Annotated in this window: 21 protein-coding genes; 1 reads left to right on the forward strand and 20 read right to left on the reverse strand. The window is 35.0% G+C overall.

Features of this window, described 5'->3' with window-relative positions; translation table 11 throughout:
- Nucleotides 1–37: 37 nt before the first annotated feature.
- The 19 genes from BR73_RS0123025 to BR73_RS28915 all read right to left on the reverse strand — a co-directional run bounded on the left by BR73_RS0123025 (nucleotide 38) and on the right by BR73_RS28915 (nucleotide 15376).
- A complete protein-coding gene (locus BR73_RS0123025) occupies nucleotides 38–538 on the reverse strand; it encodes a hypothetical protein (protein WP_242860748.1) in 501 nt (166 codons plus the stop codon).
- A 200-nt stretch (nucleotides 539–738) separates the two neighbouring features.
- The gene (locus BR73_RS0123030) at nucleotides 739–1326 is read right to left on the reverse strand and encodes a GNAT family N-acetyltransferase (RefSeq protein WP_033168181.1); all 588 of its coding nucleotides are present in this window, start codon (nucleotides 1324–1326) and stop codon (nucleotides 739–741) included.
- Between the two features lie 171 nt (nucleotides 1327–1497).
- Entirely contained in the window at nucleotides 1498–2109 is a 612-nt protein-coding gene (locus tag BR73_RS0123035; RefSeq protein WP_051685514.1) for a flavodoxin family protein, read from the reverse strand.
- 179 nt (nucleotides 2110–2288) lie between these two features.
- Nucleotides 2289–3056 (reverse strand): hypothetical protein, encoded by a 768-nt coding sequence (locus BR73_RS0123040; protein ID WP_033168182.1) that lies wholly within the window; start codon nucleotides 3054–3056, stop codon nucleotides 2289–2291.
- Nucleotides 3057–3217: 161 nt separating this feature from the next.
- Complete coding sequence (locus BR73_RS0123045; RefSeq protein ID WP_033168183.1) at nucleotides 3218–3736, reverse strand: VanZ family protein; 519 nt, start codon at nucleotides 3734–3736, stop codon at nucleotides 3218–3220.
- 206 nt (nucleotides 3737–3942) lie between these two features.
- Complete coding sequence (locus tag BR73_RS0123050) at nucleotides 3943–4782, reverse strand: hypothetical protein (protein ID WP_033168184.1); 840 nt, start codon at nucleotides 4780–4782, stop codon at nucleotides 3943–3945.
- Between the two features lie 176 nt (nucleotides 4783–4958).
- Nucleotides 4959–5465 carry a GNAT family N-acetyltransferase gene (locus BR73_RS0123055; RefSeq protein ID WP_033168185.1) on the reverse strand — a complete coding sequence of 169 codons (507 nt, stop codon included), beginning with the start codon at nucleotides 5463–5465 and terminating at the stop codon, nucleotides 4959–4961.
- Between the two features lie 241 nt (nucleotides 5466–5706).
- Entirely contained in the window at nucleotides 5707–6534 is an 828-nt protein-coding gene (locus BR73_RS0123060; protein WP_033168186.1) for a class I SAM-dependent methyltransferase, read from the reverse strand.
- Nucleotides 6535–6670: 136 nt separating this feature from the next.
- On the reverse strand, nucleotides 6671–7051 hold the full coding sequence (locus BR73_RS0123065; RefSeq protein ID WP_033168187.1) for a GNAT family N-acetyltransferase: 381 nt from the start codon (nucleotides 7049–7051) through the stop codon (nucleotides 6671–6673).
- A gap of 82 nt (nucleotides 7052–7133) precedes the next feature.
- On the reverse strand, nucleotides 7134–7625 hold the full coding sequence (locus BR73_RS26895) for a GrpB family protein (protein ID WP_197032734.1): 492 nt from the start codon (nucleotides 7623–7625) through the stop codon (nucleotides 7134–7136).
- 408 nt (nucleotides 7626–8033) lie between these two features.
- Entirely contained in the window at nucleotides 8034–8708 is a 675-nt protein-coding gene (locus BR73_RS0123075) for an HAD family hydrolase (RefSeq protein WP_033168188.1), read from the reverse strand.
- A 136-nt stretch (nucleotides 8709–8844) separates the two neighbouring features.
- Nucleotides 8845–9549, reverse strand: a complete 705-nt coding sequence (locus BR73_RS0123080) for a DUF5710 domain-containing protein (protein ID WP_033168189.1) — start codon at nucleotides 9547–9549, stop codon at nucleotides 8845–8847.
- 218 nt (nucleotides 9550–9767) lie between these two features.
- Nucleotides 9768–10352: a hypothetical protein gene (locus tag BR73_RS0123085; RefSeq protein WP_197032718.1), complete on the reverse strand. Its 585-nt coding sequence runs from the start codon at nucleotides 10350–10352 to the stop codon at nucleotides 9768–9770.
- A 256-nt stretch (nucleotides 10353–10608) separates the two neighbouring features.
- Nucleotides 10609–12129, reverse strand: coding sequence for a hypothetical protein (locus BR73_RS0123090; RefSeq protein WP_033168190.1), 1521 nt, complete (start codon nucleotides 12127–12129; stop codon nucleotides 10609–10611).
- The gene (locus BR73_RS0123095; RefSeq protein WP_033168191.1) at nucleotides 12122–12532 is read right to left on the reverse strand and encodes a hypothetical protein; all 411 of its coding nucleotides are present in this window, start codon (nucleotides 12530–12532) and stop codon (nucleotides 12122–12124) included. The genes BR73_RS0123090 and BR73_RS0123095 overlap by 8 nt, the downstream gene beginning before the upstream one ends.
- Nucleotides 12533–12751: 219 nt before the next feature.
- On the reverse strand, nucleotides 12752–14137 hold the full coding sequence (locus BR73_RS27865; RefSeq protein ID WP_051685516.1) for a caspase family protein: 1386 nt from the start codon (nucleotides 14135–14137) through the stop codon (nucleotides 12752–12754).
- Nucleotides 14134–14331: a hypothetical protein gene (locus BR73_RS0123105; RefSeq protein ID WP_033168192.1), complete on the reverse strand. Its 198-nt coding sequence runs from the start codon at nucleotides 14329–14331 to the stop codon at nucleotides 14134–14136. Before BR73_RS0123105 ends, BR73_RS27865 begins: the two co-directional genes overlap by 4 nt.
- Before the next feature lie 49 nt (nucleotides 14332–14380).
- Nucleotides 14381–14659, reverse strand: a complete 279-nt coding sequence (locus tag BR73_RS0123110) for a hypothetical protein (protein ID WP_033168193.1) — start codon at nucleotides 14657–14659, stop codon at nucleotides 14381–14383.
- Between the two features lie 447 nt (nucleotides 14660–15106).
- Nucleotides 15107–15376 carry a hypothetical protein gene (locus BR73_RS28915; RefSeq protein ID WP_156034913.1) on the reverse strand — a complete coding sequence of 90 codons (270 nt, stop codon included), beginning with the start codon at nucleotides 15374–15376 and terminating at the stop codon, nucleotides 15107–15109.
- 37 nt (nucleotides 15377–15413) lie between these two features.
- Here BR73_RS28915 and BR73_RS0123115 point away from each other — a divergent pair, with 37 nt between their 5' ends.
- Entirely contained in the window at nucleotides 15414–16772 is a 1359-nt protein-coding gene (locus tag BR73_RS0123115) for an MATE family efflux transporter (RefSeq protein WP_033168194.1), read from the forward strand.
- Nucleotides 16773–17082: 310 nt separating this feature from the next.
- On the opposite strand, the gene BR73_RS0123120 is transcribed toward BR73_RS0123115, so the two are convergent.
- Nucleotides 17083–17598 (reverse strand): ferritin, encoded by a 516-nt coding sequence (locus tag BR73_RS0123120; RefSeq protein ID WP_033168195.1) that lies wholly within the window; start codon nucleotides 17596–17598, stop codon nucleotides 17083–17085.
- Nucleotides 17599–17898 lie beyond the last annotated feature (300 nt).

Raw genomic sequence — 17898 nt, forward strand, 5'->3', positions numbered from 1 at the left:
CAGACTCTAACTTATCTCTTATTAATGAGATGTTTTACTAATTTGTAATATTACGGTATTTACTAATTGTTTCATCACTCCAGATATGAGCTTCAATATATCGTTCCGGACCGTATTTCCCATCATCATTCCAATCCTGTGGCAATCCATACTTCTCAATAATGTTTAGTATTTCATCATAAGTATATAGCTTTTTACGATATTCCTTGCCATCATTAATTGTAGGACTAAAGGTAGGCATTGAATCACCATAAGTAAATGATATCGTCTTTAAGTTAAATTCTTCAATCGGAATTTTCACATAAGCACTATCTTCAAACCAGGTACTTAACCATGGGCTATGTCCGATCACCATATAATGTGGTGATTTCCTGTTTATAATTCCTCCTTTTTTTTCAAACTCTGACCGGATTATATTCTCGCAATTATGCCTGTACTCTACGTACTTATCATGCCTTTGTGCGCTTTGGGAATTCGGTTTTGATACTTTGATCTTTTCAAGAGTAGATTTTGCCTCATCAATAGATAATTCTGACAAATTGACAAATGGTCCGATGGTTTTATCGAAATAGTGATATAAATAAATTTACAACACCTCCTATTATAAAAATCTAATATATAACTGAAGGAACAGTTATCCAGCATTCTGATCAGCCAAAGTTTTTCAGCACGCCTTGGCAAACCTCAACAGCAGATAGGAAGCTTTAATGCTACATTTGTTTATTCTTAAACTGTACCCTATAGCTTCTTCCTCATAACAAGTCCTTGTTCCGTTTCTAAAACCACTTGAAATCCCGACTTGTTATACAGCTCAAAATATCCTCCAAAATCCGATGATTGATAACTAAATTCTTTGTACGGGTATGCCTCCACGAAGTGGAATCCATCTTGAGCCGCATCCTGACATACACGCTCCAATAGCAGCGTGGCAATACCTTGTCTTTTCTTTTCCGATGCAATCATAAAACAGAATACGGATTTCACCTTTATATCGGTGTCCGATTCCTCTAAAGGCACATATGACATAAATCTTTGCCAGCTGGCGCATTTCAAGCAATCTGATTTCGTATTGGCGTTGCACCATCCAACCACCTTACCGTCACTATAAGCAAGATAACCTTGAAGGTTATTGCCTTTCACATATTGAAAAGCTAGTTCTCTTCTTTTCTCTGCGGTTGAAAAGTCTCTGCTCTTATAATCTTCGTTACACCAACACACACAATAGCATTTATGTTCCTCCACGTTATCATCGTGTGGTGTTATATCAAAAAAATTCACATACTCTTCTGCAAGGTCTGGGGTCAGCTTGCGTATCTCAATATCCATTTATTCCCTCCACTGATATCAATAAATTGTATCTCATTATTATTTTTATGATGATTCCTATTTATAAAATGTTTGCTGCAGAAATTGTAGTGTCGCATTCTCCATCTCTTTACGCTCCTGCATGTACTCCTGTAGGTGCAGACGTTCGGAACGAAAAGTAAGCTTATCAACTTAAGTGATTTCTTTTGAGTCATCGGTAAAAGAAAATGATTCACAGTCGAGGTTATTATCACACAAGCGGTTAAGTAAGAGGGCCGCTTCATGGGCTTTCTTTATGGCTGTTCTATCTTTTTCAACAGGGGTATTGTTTGTATCAAGGGAATACACAGTTGCAATGCAGGGACGTTTGACATTCATAAATTTCATTATGGTCAGTGCGTTTTGGGTTGGGATTACTTCCGTACCTTTTTCTGCTCCTACCAGGAGTATTACTCCATTTTTCTGTTTTACAGCCTTCTGTTCTTTACGAAAATATGCAGCTGCAAAAAGCGTTTGAAAACGGCTTGCAATATTAAGGAGTGGGCCACTTAATGACGAAAACCATATTGGTGATGCAAGAACAACATTCTCACACTCATCTAAAAATGGATATATTTCCTGCATCTCATCCTCAATACAACATCCACTGTTTGTCCAACAATATCGACAGTCTCTACAGGGTGAAATGTTACCAGAGCATGAAATAGTCTTCACTTCTCCTTTTAGAAATTTCTGAAATTCATCAATAAGCGTTGAGGTATCTCCATTTTTCTTAGTTGAGCCGTTTATAATCAATGTTTTCATTTGGTTCTCCTTGTTAAAAAGCAAATATCAAAATCTTATACATCAGGAAGTTATTTCGTACTGTGCGAATCTGTATATGAACCTTCTGGTTCATTATAAGCATACCAATCCGGTTCCGGTAACTCAAGCTCTCGCAATATGCCATTAAGGAAACTCTCTATGATTCGCTGATATTTTCATCAGCCTGCTGGAGCGAGGAAAAGTGTTGGTATACCGCTGAACGACATAGACTGATCGTAATCCCCGTAAGAGTATTTATCCAATGTAGGATAATCCTCCTCGAAGTCAATCACACCGTCTGCGATTTTTTGCGTTTTTAATATCGTTCCCTCCAATATAGATACATCAATATTATATACCCCCATATGACACTCATAACGCACAAAACTGCCAGAACCATTGGTATACAAACTGGAATGGCTGCCGTTAAGTTCCCCACAATTAATCAGTTTACCATTAACGACCGTATAGACCGTATACTTGTAAGCAGCCTCACAGCCACCCGTCTTTAATATAAATTCTGGAGCTCCATCCTGGTTCATATCATATAAGCAATACGCGCAATTCGTAAGATAAACGCCGTGATTATGGTCGTTGGTGTCATCGCCTAATGTTGCTGTACCAGCAGCTATCCCCTGTAAAAGTAATATTATATAATTACGTGTAACATCATCATACTGTTTAAAATATTTTAAAAATTCATCCTGATTTTCTGTTGTGAGAGAGCGACATTCGGGTAAAAGTCCTGAAAGTTTCCATTTTTCAATAAAAGCTTGAAACTCATCATTAACAGAGGTATCTTTCACCGTGTCTGATGGCAATATAATCTGTGTCGTTTCACTCCTGGTGAGAAGTGATTCTTCTGATAATAATCTTTGTTTGTATCCACATACTGATAATATTAATATCAATACCATTAGCAAGAAAAAAAAATTTCGCTTTTTCATAAAGATACCCCATTTTAAATATTACAATTTGTATTTTCATATTGCATTGTTAATGACTTTTTATATAACAATTTTATATAACAAACTTCCCCTATAGCATTTAATTACCGTGTGAAGAAGGGATTTGATTTACTGAACTTTAATTGCAAAAAGCCAAAGGATTACAAATTAGTAATTAAAATAATTGCCAGGAGCAATATCATTAAAACAGTTCCGATTACTGCAATTACATTAATAAATTTATGAGCTTTAACTCTATTATCAAATATTTTGACAATTACCTTAAATATCAAAAAACCTATAATCCCTCCCAACGTATTATTGATGATATCTGTAATATCAGAAGCTCCTACAGCAAATATATATTGCAGTACTTCACATATCAAACTTATAATAAAAAATATTGAAAACTTTTTCGCAGTGGACCATTTCGAAAATATTATCTCTACGTAAATACCTAGAGGCATAAAAATTACCATATTCATAATAATTTCAGAAAAATCAATTTTTCCGTTTACTATTAATGATTCATTAAATGGGATTAAATTTATATTTCGAAGGTATCCTATATTACGAAACGGCAGTTCTAATTTAAATACAATAATTTCAAACACAGCAATTAAATATATGATAAATAATATATTTGTTAACCTTTTAGTTTTATTTATTTCATGTTTCATTTCTTCCTTTCAATCCTCCTATTTTATGTACACTATTATTCATTCATGTTATGACGTTTTTTTGCTTTCGAAACATCCTATTGTAAGGACTTTATCATATCCCGGAGGTCCTCTATTTCTACCCAAGTATGTATTTATTTCTTTATTAAAAGCTTTTATCTTTATTTTCTAAGAACATAACAAAGAAATATAATAGGAAGTTCGTATTATATTTGCCATTTGCCCAAATATTTACCAAAATATTTCCCGACACTTTCTGTGTTATACCCGTCCTCCCCACGCCAAAACTCAGCATATGTCCAATCGTTCTTGCTTGCTGTCCTCCTGTCATAAAACATAGGTTTCAGAACTTCTATACATGCTAAGATTTCGATAATAATAGATCTTTCATCCTTGCTTGATTTGAGGTCAGGAACATCATTAAGTTTGTCACGCAATAAGCTTGGAGAATCGCCAGGATTGCATGAAGCGATTGTACTTAATATACTTTTTAATATCTCAATATCCGTTTCTGTTGGTTCGGGAATACACTCTTTGGCGAACTGCTCTAAATCAAAGAGTGTATAAATCAAATTACCATGTCGAACGCCGCCCCAATTTATACGTTCAAAATTCAGCACATTTAAATCCTCATTTATATAACACTCATGTCCAACAACTCCATAATTCAGATTTTGACAAACCTTGCAGGTGTATGATGTATGCACAACTTTACCATCTTTATATGAATGGCCTGATTCAACGGGTGTATATTTGTGTGGAGTGAACAGTTTTGCAATGTTATATGAGCCTATCCCAGATCGCCAGTCAAGCCGACGTGTTGATAAACTACTCAAAAACGCTTTCGAAACTTGATCCAGTGTAATGGCATTAACAATATCAATAATCCTGTTAACACAATCATCGTGTGAGATGGACAAAGGGTCGAACATTAACCCCTTTTCTTTCGCATATGCGAAATCACTAAGGGCGGTGGTTTTATCATCTTTCCATCCTGAACTTGACCAATACGTTTTGAATAAAATACCTTTAGCTTTTTTATCCAATACAAATTGCCCCTTTCGAATATATAATAAATAATTGCATTTCTTTTATTCTTATAACGAGCTGCTTAATAAATATAATGGGAAGTTTAGAATCCCATGCAAATTGGAATTGTTCACTTAGATTTGATTCGCTTTTTGAAAGAATACGAATTGAGGACTATGCTCATTTTGTGGGGTTAAGCATTAGAATAATGTATTAAATCAAGTTCAAAATTGTTTCGCTTAAATCCATTTTCTTCTACATGTGTTTGTTTTAATCCAATTTTCATCAATACCGCTGCACTTGCTGGATTTTCAGATACTACCTCTGCTTTAAAAATTGCATTTGGGTATTCATTCAAAACATAATGCATTATTACACTCGCTGCTTCGCTTGCATAACCACACCCCCAGTGAACTCTAGATATTTGATAATAAAGCCCATAAACAAAATTTGCTTTATCCATACAAATGCAACCAACCATACCAATAGCTTTATTATTTAGCAGAATAACAAAGCGGTCTATGAAGTCTTTGTCTGTCCGATTTATCTGATGTTCAATTAAGTTAATACATTCATCAATGGTGGTCAATAAAGGTGTAAATGTATATTTTATTACTTCAAAATCGCTCCATAGTTCAAAGAAATCGTTTGCATATTTAACATCAAACCCAACCAATTCAAGCCGTTTTGTTTTCAGCATACTACACCTCCAAATATAATAATTTTACTTCGCAATAACAAACAATAGCGAATTAGCAACTCCTGACAAATTCTGATTTGTTTATTCTTTATAACCTTAATAAATATAATGGGAAGTAACAGTATATCTATAGATTTGAATTTGCTTAATCAGCACTTTTACTCCCTACGAATTGGAAGTTGTCGTTATGTTTTCGTTCGTTGTTTATAAAGATTGCGAGCTAAGCAATGTTAGATTATAATTATTTTCTGCCCATATATAATTGGAAAATGAAATCTATTTTATGGTGATTGCCGTGTTCTATGATTGCTTCTTTTATCCCAGCATAAAGTATCTTTCTATTACTGTCTGGTAAGCCTCTATGGTCAGACATAGTTTCAAGCCAAGTAATGTATTCATCTGCATTAAATGTTTTATAACCATCATAAAATTTCATTGATACATCCTTGAAACCATAAGTCCTTAAATCCTCAAATCTAAAGGAATTGTAAATTTCGGATGGCTTTTCAAAATCTTCTTTTGTTTTTTTTATTGGTCTTGTATCTGATGTGTAATAACTATAATAATGTTTTTCATAGATAGCTTGTATTTCATCATATAGCTCATCGCCATTAGCAGCAATAGCATTATAACGAAACAAGGCAATTGTTCCTCCATCTTTTAATAAGCGAAATGCTTTTTGACACCCTATTTCGGCATCTATCCAATGAAAAGCTGTCGCAGAATATATTAAATCAAAGCTACTTTCTTGTAATACAGCGTCTTCAAAAGAAGAAACGACAACATTAAATCCTTTATGACCACTAAATCTTTTCAAAAGAAAGTCTGCCATATTTGAACCTATCTCAATAGCGGTTACGTCATATCCTGCATCAAGAAAAGGATGAGTGGCTTTTCCTGTTCCTGCCCCTATTTCAATGGCGCCTTTTCCCGTCAGAGCATTGGAATAATTTATAACATCTTCAAAAATCTCTTGTGGATATTCTGGTCGCATTTTATCATAATTTTCGACTATATCGTTAAAATGTAATCTTTTATTGCGTTCCCAACCCGTTTCAATAATAGTCATTTTTAACCTCCTCTAATATATATATAATATTCTGTTCGCAGTTGCTAACAACAGCGAACCATTCAACTGCCCGACAAATCTAATTTGTCTATTTCTTCGCCCGCTTTGACAGATGAATTTCTCCATCATTTGTATATCAAAGTTTGTCATATACTGATTGAGCAATGAAATTATTTTTGCCCGTTAGAAGCTCATATTTATGAAGTGGATACTTCTTGCTACAGTAGTCTTCAGCAAAGATTATCATTGCACTTGCAATACCTCTTTTTCTGTATTCCATCTTAACATATAACTCTGTGATTTCAGGCATATATTCATCATAACAAAATGATTTTTTCAACTGAATACAAACAAATCCCCCAAGCAAACCATTATCATCTGCTACAATGACAACTTCCTGCTGATTGTTTAAAAGAGAATCTTTTATATTCTCAAGAGTTGTCTCACCTTTACCATTAAACTCACTATTTAAGATGTCTAATTGCTCTGCATCATTCACCGTTGCCAAACGTACCATAATTCCCTCCATCATATATTCTGATTTGTTTATTCTTTATAACATTTATAAATATAATGGGAAGTTCGTTTAAAAAAATATATTAACCCATTGGGTAATATCTATTAGGAAATTCTCTTCTTGCCTGCTCTGTATATTTTTGAATAAATTGCCCTTTTTCCTCTGTATAGCCATCTCTATCATACAAAAATTGGTCTTTTAACCTCATCTTTAATTTTTCATACTCTCTTGCCACATCTGGATACAAAATAAGAAAATCTCTAAAATATAACTCCCCCCAATCTTCATAATTCCGAACGTGGATATGTACTGCTTGTCCTTCAAATCCACGTGGTGTATAACCTTTTATAAATGTGATAATATCACTCTTAGCTGCATTAACAACGTATCCTTCGTCTAACATCTTTTCAGTTATTGCCTCTATATCAATATCTTCTATAACTTCAAGCAAAACATCAACAGTAGGTTTTGCAATCAAACCAGGAATAGACGTACTTCCAATATGGCTTATTCTTATAATATGATTTCCGAAAACGGATTGCAGATAATCTTTTTCGTGTATATAATATTCGATCTATTTAGGATCGTGTTCCTTTAGAATAATTGGAAACAATTTAGCAAGTTTGTCTTCTGAAACATTTGACCAGTCTTCTCTCATAATTACATTCCATCCTTTCGTACAAACATAAATAATCTATTTTACCATTGGATTAATATCACTGCTTATAAATATAATGGGAAGTTTTGAAGTCGCTGTAAATTGGAGTTTGATGAGCGCTTTACATGCTTCAATCATCATTCAGAGAAATCTACCTCTTCCCTTTTCAAGAGATAATCCACTTCATTTATCTATGTATTTTTCCTGTAGTTCAATTTGAATTTTCTGCATTTCTTTGAATCCGAAGCTTACTGCTTCAGCCTCCATTTAGAACTAAAACTCCATTCAGTTCGTTATCACCGAAACAAAATCAACTTTAATAGCCTACATATCCACAAAATTCAGCACTTCAAGCGGTTTTTCCACTTGGAAGAAGTCATGCTTTCGCTTTGAAGGTTGTGTTGTTCCTTCCTGTAGATACCAAGCTGCTTGAACCGCCTCCATCCCAAGTTTTCTAGCAGTTTCCAACTCATCACTACCTCCGTCTCCAACATATATACATTCTTCTGCTTTCACAGAAAAGCCATCCATACATCTTTGAAAAATCTCCTCTTCTGGTTTTTGAATTCCCTGTTCATATGAAAGATAAACAGCGTCAAAATATGGAAATAGTTCACTTTTTCGGATTACATCAGCTTCCTCTGAAAAACAATTACTAATTAATCCGACCAAAAATCCCTTGTTTTTCAATGCTGAAAGCATTGGAATAATTTCAGAATGTAAATGTCTAAAACATTCTTCCTTTGCCGCAATACGTTTTTCTACGATTTTCTTTAAAAGTAATTCGGAGTAACAATGATTCTCTTTAAGAATTATTTCCAAAGTTTCTTCCAATGTTAATTTACCTATAGTACGTTCATGTTCAGTCGGACGCCAAAGTGCCTGAAATTTATATTCTGGAACTCCTGCGTCCTCCGCCATCTGTGTTCCAAAATATAGTGGACTATGATAGTGCGTAATTAAAGTTTCAAACATATCAAAAATTACTACTTGTATCATTGTTTTTCCTTCCTACAAATCCATGTTTGTCTATTTCTCTCTTTTTCACTCCATAAATATAATGGGAAGTTAATTTTAATCTAGAATCATATTTGTGTAACAGCTAACTGTAATATAATCTTCAAAAAACTGGTGACTACAAGCTGCAAATATCGACGCTTTGCCCCGGAATGCTGACTCTGAATAGTCCATTTATTAGCTTTTGCGTAATGTTGAGGCTCTCTCTATTTTCAATACCTGTCCGCATATGAGCCAACATCATATCTAAAGAACTGCTAACCTCATCATAATATGGTAGTTGAGCTTGTAGAAGCACACTGAATTGATTATTGATTTTAGAATAACTGGTTAGTTTACTGTTTACATAACAGAGCTTTTTATAAAATGATTCCGCTGGGACTTCATGTAAAAAATTATCACCTTGAATACTCTTACAAAATTTGCAATGATTAATATAATAATTGGAATCGATTGTTTTGGAGTATGAAGGAAAATAGGCAAATTCTTCTTTCATGTAAGATGCCAGTATGTCCGGCATTTCCTCAACGTAAGAAAACAGTTGAACATTTGAATCAATTTTATACCCGTTTTCCTTCGAAAAGCTTTCATCTGAGGCTAAACACACAACATCTATTTCTCGCTTGCATTTCCAGCAAATGCGCTTCATATTTAATATATATAAATGGTCACAAATAACATTATGGGAGCTAATCCACTTTGACAATCCCGATAATTTTGCTACATCATCAGTGAACCAAGTTTTTGCAATCGGGTTCCATTTGGCTCCATTTGCCTTTGCCAAATCTTTTTCTACATATGGAACATGAAGCCGTACAATCATTATCAATTTTCCCTCCTTAGTTATATAGGTTTATACGGATAAACGGAGATTGTATTATAAATATAATGGGAAAGTTTAATCTGCCTCACAACTTAAGTCAGTATGAATAACCTATCCTTTGCTAGCAGATTAGGAAAGGATAGCTATAACCCTCAAAACTGCTTAGTGAACATAGTCATATATGTGTCATTATAAGAAGTTTAATTTCTTAAGCTTTATTATATATCAATTTGCTCCTCTGCAAATTTATCCCCCTCTGAATAAAATTCAATATGAACAGTCATATTTTTAATGTCCACTTCATAATAGATACCTAATACATATCCACAGACATGCTCTGGTAAAGTCACTCCATCTGCAGACCATACCCCATCTGTTAACCTTGTTAAAGCAATTAATCGATTTCTATCATCTAGTTTCTCTGTTTCGGGGCGAGCGGCCTTTTTCATTTCAATTGCAATCAAATTATCTTGCCATTTATGATGACCTCTACTGTGCAAAATAAGATCACAGTTAATCGGTACAATTTTAAAATCGTCATTAATTATTGTTTTAACTTTCCCTCCGTTTCGATTATATTCCACGTCAACAAAATAATTTCTATAACGATTCAACCTTTTAAACCCCTTTTTAATTACACTGTTTATAGCGACCATCAAGGCGCCACAAAGAGTTCGCTCTGCGACTTCTGTTGCAAATAAATCAGTGTTTTGGGAAAGAAATTTAGCATTGGCCTCATGGAATAGCAATACCATTTCATCACGAGTTATTGGTGTATATATACCTTTCCTTGGCTGATTCAATGTTTTCACTCCTTCTTGTATGTATAATAAAGGAAAATAAGGATAACAGGAATACTCTTTATTTGGTAGTTATTTGATTAGCTTGTATTGAACTTCTACGTAATCCCCACTTATATATGTTCCGATCGCACATTCTGCTTTTCATAAATATAATGGGAAGTTGCAAATTACAAAAGCAAACCTATTTATATTATTTACTCACTAGCTTTCTAACCTTAAAGCATGCAGAAATCGAAAACGTTCTTTCTTTTTTGGGTTATCTTCCATAAAAATAGCTGCTGAATATCATTGAATTGTCTTCATCTGAGAAAGGATTACCTTGATAAGAAGACAACAACAATTGTTTCACGTCCAATTTCTTAGTAAAGTCTATTTTAATCATTTTATCTGTGATGTTAATTGAATGAAGAAAAGAACCGAAAGAACACTGATTAACCTTAGTGATATCCCCATCACAAATGACTGGAATAAATAAACTTTCGCTCTGTACGCAACCTTTACAATAACCATTGTTAAAAAAATTGCAACCCCTTACACCATAATATGCGAATCCGCATTGTAAGCTACTTAGTCCAACTTTATATGAGGATTGTATTCCGATGATTTGCTTTGCTAAAGCTTGAAGATGTAATTCTGATAAAGTTTCCACCTCAAGATTCACATTATCTCTACAAGCAAAGTAAAGATTATCTCCTATATTATAAATATAAGGACCAAGGTCTTGTACTGTCTCCCACAGATCTTTTGTAGCGAATAGCGGGAAACATAGAAACCACGGATTTTCTTTTTTAATTTTAACAGCTTTAACTAAATCATTTAAGCGCGGTAAATAATCCTTATTCTTAATATTTGTGGCATTTAGGCGATCAATGTTATATTTACTTGCCCTTTGCATAGAAACTTCGATGTTAATGAAACCGCACAAATCAGTGATGGCTTTGCAGTATGGCAAAAACTGTTCTTCGTAATTTGTGGGAGTTATTTTGACAATTGATTCTTGTGATTTGCTGAGTAAATCTATAATTCGAATAAATCTCCATGCTGGGTGTTGTGATTTCCATTTAGTCTCCATTTCTTTATCATCTGTAGGGAAGATTGTAAATGGAATAAGCCTATCAACAGATAGAGCTATTTCACATACTATTAAAAACTCAAACGAGCGTGATTCACCAATCTGTTCAGTGAAATATATGTATGCAGCCCAATAATTCGGTGGTAAACTATTGGGATTGATTGTAGCAGAAAATGGTATAGAGTAGTTGACAAAAGCAAAGGCAGCCTCTTGATATTTTGCCATCCCTTCAATAATATCTAACGTTGTAAAGATATAGTCATTGCCACACAAATTAATTATTGGGTGAAAATCTTGCGAGGTAATATTAACGTGTGATTGGCTAAATACTTCTTCGTCAGAAATCTCAAGCAATTTGATTTGTTTATAAGCTAGAGTAGTTATAAATATTTTAACTATTTGTTCGAGTGTAGTTAAATTTTCTGTATCTGCCATTAATGCAAAGGGCACCGCGGCGTAATTATTTTGCTTGGTAGCAGCTAACCAACAAGAAATAATTTCAACATAATAATAATCATTTACACCAAATATAAGCTGACCATATGGAGTGAATAAGAATTGCCAGTGATGCATAGTTTCATGAAAGGCAATAATTTCAGACTCAATCTTTGTGTGATCATATTCTTCAAAATCCAATTTTAATAGCCTTTGGTCAGAATCATACACTCCTTCAGCATTTGAATAGCTACGATTATTTTCAGTCATTGTTTGCACTTCCTGAATCATCTTTTGCTAGGAGTGTAACAATACTATCAACTATTTTACTTTGTTCCTCGTTGGAAAGAGAAAAATTAAGCCTTATTCTTGTCTTTTTTCCATTGTGATACAAATCAATTTTGGTTACATTATTCTTTTTCAAATAGTTAATAAGTGTAAAAAAGCTACATTTTATTATATCGTATAGAGCGTTAATTCCGACACCATTTAATACGGTAAATACAATAACAGCAATATCCTCACCAGAGCTATACTTATAATCCGGAAGAGAGCGTACAAACTCAACACAATGACTGGTATTTACTTCATTATTAAGTAAATAAATGTCATTATCCTTAAAATATGTATGGTCTAATTCTATTTGGATTTTTGTTTCTGATTTGTTAATCATGTTTTATCTTGTATGATGTATTTAGTAACAAATACATCAATACTCTCCTTTCTATTTCAACCTTGGTATAATCAATAGTAACACTATAACCATGTGAAGTTCTATTAATAAATATGATGGGCAGTTCAATTCCTATAAAATAGCTTGTCTAATATAGATAATGAACAGTTCATTAAGCATCTGATTATGATGAAAGATTTTCGTTTGACATTTATACTATTATCCTATCGAGATGATTTGTTGAAATTCAACGGTCTTTCCGCTTATTATTGATGAACTGATATAGGTTCCAGTCAGATTACATCCTCTGTCACCAATAAGTAATTGTACGTCCTTTGGTTGAACGCTGGCAATCGGCATCGAAATGGTCACATTGTATTCACCACACGGCAAAGCGTCTTTATCCTGTGTAAAGTGCTCACTACAAAAACTTCCACCCGGCCGAACTTGTGCTTTAGATTGAGCAGAATATTGTAAATCAGTATTCTTCAACCCTATCATAAGATTCGTATTTAATGGCAAGCTAGTTATCCCCTGGATTTTGCAACCATCTGAATCAATACTCGGTTCACATAAGCTAAATGTAACATTTATTTCTTTGCCCGAAGGCTCCAATGCAATTTTAGATGGGTCATGGTAGAACTCTCCCATCACAACGGCTTTATTTTCGTACATCCAGCGATAGTGTTTAAACTCAAACCCAAACTCAAATATCTGATGCAAAATATAGGCTTCAAATTCTGCTTTGTCGCTAAAGTGGATACCGCCTGGCTTTTCACTTTTTTGATGGTGATAGATTCTATAGATTGCTGAAATAGGGTGCTGGTAATGGTTAGATAAGTATATTAGAGTATCTGCTGTACTATTATCCCTTATCACTTGATAAATATCTTCATTTATCTGATCTTCCGACATTATGTTGAAAAAGAAATCATCGGTAAGGGAGGTGCTTTCCCAAGGATTCTGTGTTCCCCCGCTTCGAATTAATACATCAGAACGAACTTGCTTAAATAAATCTTCAATCTTGACATTAGGCTTATCAATGTGATGGAGTAGACAAGCTGTAAATACACTATTCTCATCTGGCGAAGATGATCCAATCGCAACTGTGTTAGGTGCTGTTGCAAAGGAGATAAATGTACCACGTCCAGATTTTATTTCAGCCAATCCTCCGCTTAGAACATCCTTTGTAAACGACGGTGATGTTCTGCAAGCATCCAGAATGATGATGTTTGATTTCTGTGGGTTTTCATACATGTAGTCTACAATAATCCTTATCGGAACTAAGCCCGTGTTTATAAGAATTGACTTATTTGGTGTTGGGTTACAGTCAATTGGAACAATATAGTTTTCGCCATCGATTTGAACACCATGTCCAGAATAGTAAAGAAGGACTGTCGAGTATGAAACTGCTTCAACGAGAAACTTACCAATTAAGTCAAACAAATCAGTACGAGTAAAATCATGCGCAGTAAAAGTGTCAAATCCAAGTGCCTTCAAAGTTTTCTCCACATCTGAGCCATCTTTCTTACATGAAGGTAGTTGATTACAAAACTGATACTTATCATTGGATACTACAAGAGCAAGTCCTCTGTGTATGTTCACTCTTTCTCCTCCTTATTCATGTAGGACATAAGGATGTTGATAACATTGCCACCATCCGTGTCATATTTATCAGCAAGCCGCCACGCTTCACGTTGCAATAACGGTAATCCTTTATCAAACGGCATTTTCCCTATTTCTTTTAGTTTCCCAGACATTTCTTGGTATATTGCGTTCTCAATTTCATACTTATTCATAACTACTCCTCCACATAAAAGATAATAAACAAAATTAAGTACATATGGTTTATCCGTAATATTGATTTATCAATTCCATTCTAAATTTCCAATAAGTAACCGTGTTTTGTTTTTCGTTCTCACGAGCAGTTCTCATCAGTTCGTTATTCGTAAATATCATGCCATGTGTTCGTAAATCATTGAAATCTGCTTTAGATATTGTAGGGTGGAATGAATCTAAACCAGACCCAACGTCTTTTGTAATAATGACATAATTCGAACCGTTATCTAAAATTATGTCATTTTCATTTATAATATAGTTTTCATGTCCTAATCTAATAATAGCCATTTGTTTTTCACCTCAAATTTTAAAATAAAGCAGTTTTTCGTGTTCATAGGGAGAACAATGTTCAGTGGCCGATTTATTTATAAAGCTATTTACTCGTTGCTTAATTGCTCAAATCTAACATCTCTTTAAGCACGTTAAGCGCAGTTCAGCTAACTTCCCATTATTGCTAATATACGTAGTCTAAATATACCACTATATGGATAATATTTCAAATTATATAATATAATTTTCGATTAAAACTTCCTCCGTTATGACATTATCTTTCACTTATCATTCCTTCCTCTTATTCTTCACTAATAACTCATCCTTTCCAGTAATCAAATCCCGTGATCATCGAAATCCAAAGAAAATCCGGCTTCCTCTTTGGGAGTTTTGTCTCGGAAAGGTTCCAGCATCCACTTAGGCTGCAAGGAATGCGCCAAGTTCCGAAAAAGCCATGTCTGAGCGTCAAAAAACCTCCGCAACCACAACCCAAAATCGCGAGTTTGGCTTTATCGGAACTGCCCTAAGCAATCCATGCAGCCTTAGTGGATGCTGGGTTCTTGTCCGAACAAAACGCACAAAGAGGAAGCCGGATTTTCGCCCCCTTTCCACAACCTCCACCCTCCCCATAACCCTCACCCCCCCCTCCAATCCAAGTATCCAAATCCTCCTCCCCCCTTTTTCTCCCTTGACCTTCCCCCTCAAAAGGCGTATAATACCTTTTTGCACGGTCACATTAGTCTCCGTTAGAATAACTTACAGGTGATAAACAATGAAGTTTAAGTTTCTGAATCAAAACATGGAACAGCGCCGAGAACTTATTTTAAATGGAAATGTCTTCTCAACAATCCTGCTCCTTTCAATACCCGCACTAATGATGGGCGTGGTACAATCTCTGATACCCGTTATAGATGGTCTGTTTCTAAATAATCTTGCAGGTACGACAGCCGCCAGCGCTGTAACCTACGCAACTCCTATCGTCAATATGACCTCCGCCCTCTCACAGGGATTAAGTGTAGCCGGAATGGCAATTATCGGACAGTCAAATGGCCGGGGTGATTATAAAGCCAGCAGACGTATAACAATACAATTAGTAGTCTTCGCTTTCATACTGGGCTTTGTATTGGCTCCCCTGTTAGCAGGCCTTGCCTTTCCCATATCCTCCCATGTTGACAAGGAAATTGCACACTATGTATTCCTCTATATCTCTTTGAATGCACTTGTTCTGCCGTTCTCATTTCTGGAATCCATATATAACGCAATAAAAAATGCCAGCGGTAAACCTGAGGATGCTTTTATCCGTATGATCATCATGCTGGTACTCAAAGTACTCTTTAATACCCTGTTCGTAGCTGTATTCTCCTGGGGCTTGATTGGTTCTGTAATGGCTTCCTTAGCCTCTAATATCATTATAACCCTATGGATGTTCTATGAACTCTTTGTTAAGAAATCAGGGGACAGACTGGACTTAAAAGGCTTTCATTTTGAGAAAACTACTATCCGCCAGCTTTTACTCATCGGTTTTCCTTCCATGCTCTCAAGTCTGATGCTGAACTTAGGTTTCTTTCTGATCAACAATGAGGTCGAAAAATATGGAGCAGTTGTTTTAAATGGCCAGGGTATTGCCAATAATATAACCTCCGTTTGCTTTATTCTCCCCTCCTCTTTTGGTTCTGCCGTAACCACCATGGTCAGTATGAACATCGGAGCCAGACAAAGCAAAAGGGCAAAGTATTCCTGCTTAATAGGCTGTATCATCAGTGCCATTACAGCTACAATCTTGATAGCCGTAGTCGTACCACTGTCCTCCCACATCACTGTCCTGTTTACTCGCGAACCGGAAGTCCTGGCAATCGCCAATAAAGCTCTACATATATACACATATTCTGTCATTGGCTTTGGAATCTGTATGGTAGAACAGGGAGCCTTTATAGGACTGGGTAAGACAAAGATTACACTGGTGCTTAGTATCCTGCGTGTATGGCTGCTGCGATATATCTTTATTCTGGCTACTGAGCAGCATTTAAGCTATTATTCTGTATTCTGGGGAAACCTTTTCTCTAACTATGCAGCTGCACTTATAACAACAATCCTGATTCTGCGGGTGAAATGGAAGTCAGATTTACACTAGCTCCCATTATATGCCCCATCTGCCTGCAGATGTGACACTGCCGCAGTTCGGTGTGTAAATTTTGCTTCTTAATAATTAGCAGCAACGATGCATATTTAACTCGCTTGCGCTACAACTCAAATGAGAAATATAGAATGTCCTTTATTTTAAAGTTCTGTAGAATTATTCATTAATCTAATAAAAGTTGCTTCTAAATCAATATAATACAAAAAACCGGCAACTTTCTATATGACCTGCTCACTGCCATAGGCATGAGAGACATATAGGAAAATTGCCGGTTTTTCAAAATTCAATATTATTAAATTTAAAATTAATCTAAAACAAGTGAAGGTGCTGCATAAACTCTTGACTTTAATTCATTATCCAGCATATACAGTCCTTTTGGATCTCCTGCAAAAAGTTCAAATTTCTTGATATTGTCCTCTGCATTCTTCTCTTCCTCACCCTGCTCTTTGATGAACCAGTCAAGGAACTGCATGGTACGGAAATCTTTATTACGATAAGCTGCTTCATATATGGTATTAATAGAGGCAGTTACAAATTGCTCATGCTCCAATGCCTGAGTTAAAGGCTCCTTAAAATCCTTGTAGCCGCCTTCCGGTCCTGCTATCTCAGTTAAGGCTACCTGCTCTCCGTTGTTTAAAAGATATTTTCGGAATAATAATGCATGATCTCTTTCCTCCTGCATCTGGACGAAAAACCAGTTCTCAAATCCATCCAGGCTCTGATCTGCATAGTAATTAGCCATATCCATATACAAATACGCAGAAAAGAATTCCTTATTTACCTGTTCATTTAAAAGTTTTGATACTTCCGGGTTTAACATATGCCATCATCCTCTCTAATATATTCTTCTCAATTATGTACATTCTTCCTCTGATATATACTTTAGGTGTATTTGAAACACTTATCAGTATTAAGTCACAACACAGGTTTGTACACAGTTAGATTATAACATATTTGCTCCCAATTGGAAATGATGTAAAGAAGTTTTTGGCAGTTAAATATTTAGCATACATATATTTATAATAAAGCATAAAACAGAATCAACTTTATTGAGGGGTTATAGAGTTTTCAGCTGCCTTATGCTTTATTATAAATATATGGCTGAAATATCCAGTAAATT

It is taken from the genome of Clostridium sp. KNHs205 (assembly GCF_000702945.1).
GTDB lineage: Bacteria > Bacillota > Clostridia > Lachnospirales > Lachnospiraceae > Anaerocolumna.

Bases quoted from the DNA above. Each gene is read 5' to 3' on its own strand.
- BR73_RS0123040 (WP_033168182.1), bottom strand. From the start codon at position 3,056: ATGAAAAAGCGAAATTTTTTTTTCTTGCTAATGGTATTGATATTAATA.
- BR73_RS0123115 (WP_033168194.1), top strand. From the start codon at position 15,414: ATGAAGTTTAAGTTTCTGAATCAAAACATGGAACAGCGCCGAGAACTT.
- BR73_RS0123120 (WP_033168195.1), bottom strand. From the start codon at position 17,598: ATGTTAAACCCGGAAGTATCAAAACTTTTAAATGAACAGGTAAATAAG.
- BR73_RS0123110 (WP_033168193.1), bottom strand. From the start codon at position 14,659: ATGGCTATTATTAGATTAGGACATGAAAACTATATTATAAATGAAAAT.
- BR73_RS0123080 (WP_033168189.1), bottom strand. From the start codon at position 9,549: ATGATTGTACGGCTTCATGTTCCATATGTAGAAAAAGATTTGGCAAAG.
- BR73_RS0123045 (WP_033168183.1), bottom strand. From the start codon at position 3,736: ATGAAACATGAAATAAATAAAACTAAAAGGTTAACAAATATATTATTT.
- BR73_RS0123075 (WP_033168188.1), bottom strand. From the start codon at position 8,708: ATGATACAAGTAGTAATTTTTGATATGTTTGAAACTTTAATTACGCAC.
- BR73_RS0123035 (WP_051685514.1), bottom strand. From the start codon at position 2,109: ATGAAAACATTGATTATAAACGGCTCAACTAAGAAAAATGGAGATACC.
- BR73_RS0123090 (WP_033168190.1), bottom strand. From the start codon at position 12,129: ATGACTGAAAATAATCGTAGCTATTCAAATGCTGAAGGAGTGTATGAT.
- BR73_RS0123055 (WP_033168185.1), bottom strand. From the start codon at position 5,465: ATGCTGAAAACAAAACGGCTTGAATTGGTTGGGTTTGATGTTAAATAT.
- BR73_RS0123065 (WP_033168187.1), bottom strand. From the start codon at position 7,051: ATGGTACGTTTGGCAACGGTGAATGATGCAGAGCAATTAGACATCTTA.
- BR73_RS0123095 (WP_033168191.1), bottom strand. From the start codon at position 12,532: ATGATTAACAAATCAGAAACAAAAATCCAAATAGAATTAGACCATACA.
- BR73_RS0123030 (WP_033168181.1), bottom strand. From the start codon at position 1,326: ATGGATATTGAGATACGCAAGCTGACCCCAGACCTTGCAGAAGAGTAT.
- BR73_RS0123060 (WP_033168186.1), bottom strand. From the start codon at position 6,534: ATGACTATTATTGAAACGGGTTGGGAACGCAATAAAAGATTACATTTT.
- BR73_RS0123105 (WP_033168192.1), bottom strand. From the start codon at position 14,331: ATGAATAAGTATGAAATTGAGAACGCAATATACCAAGAAATGTCTGGG.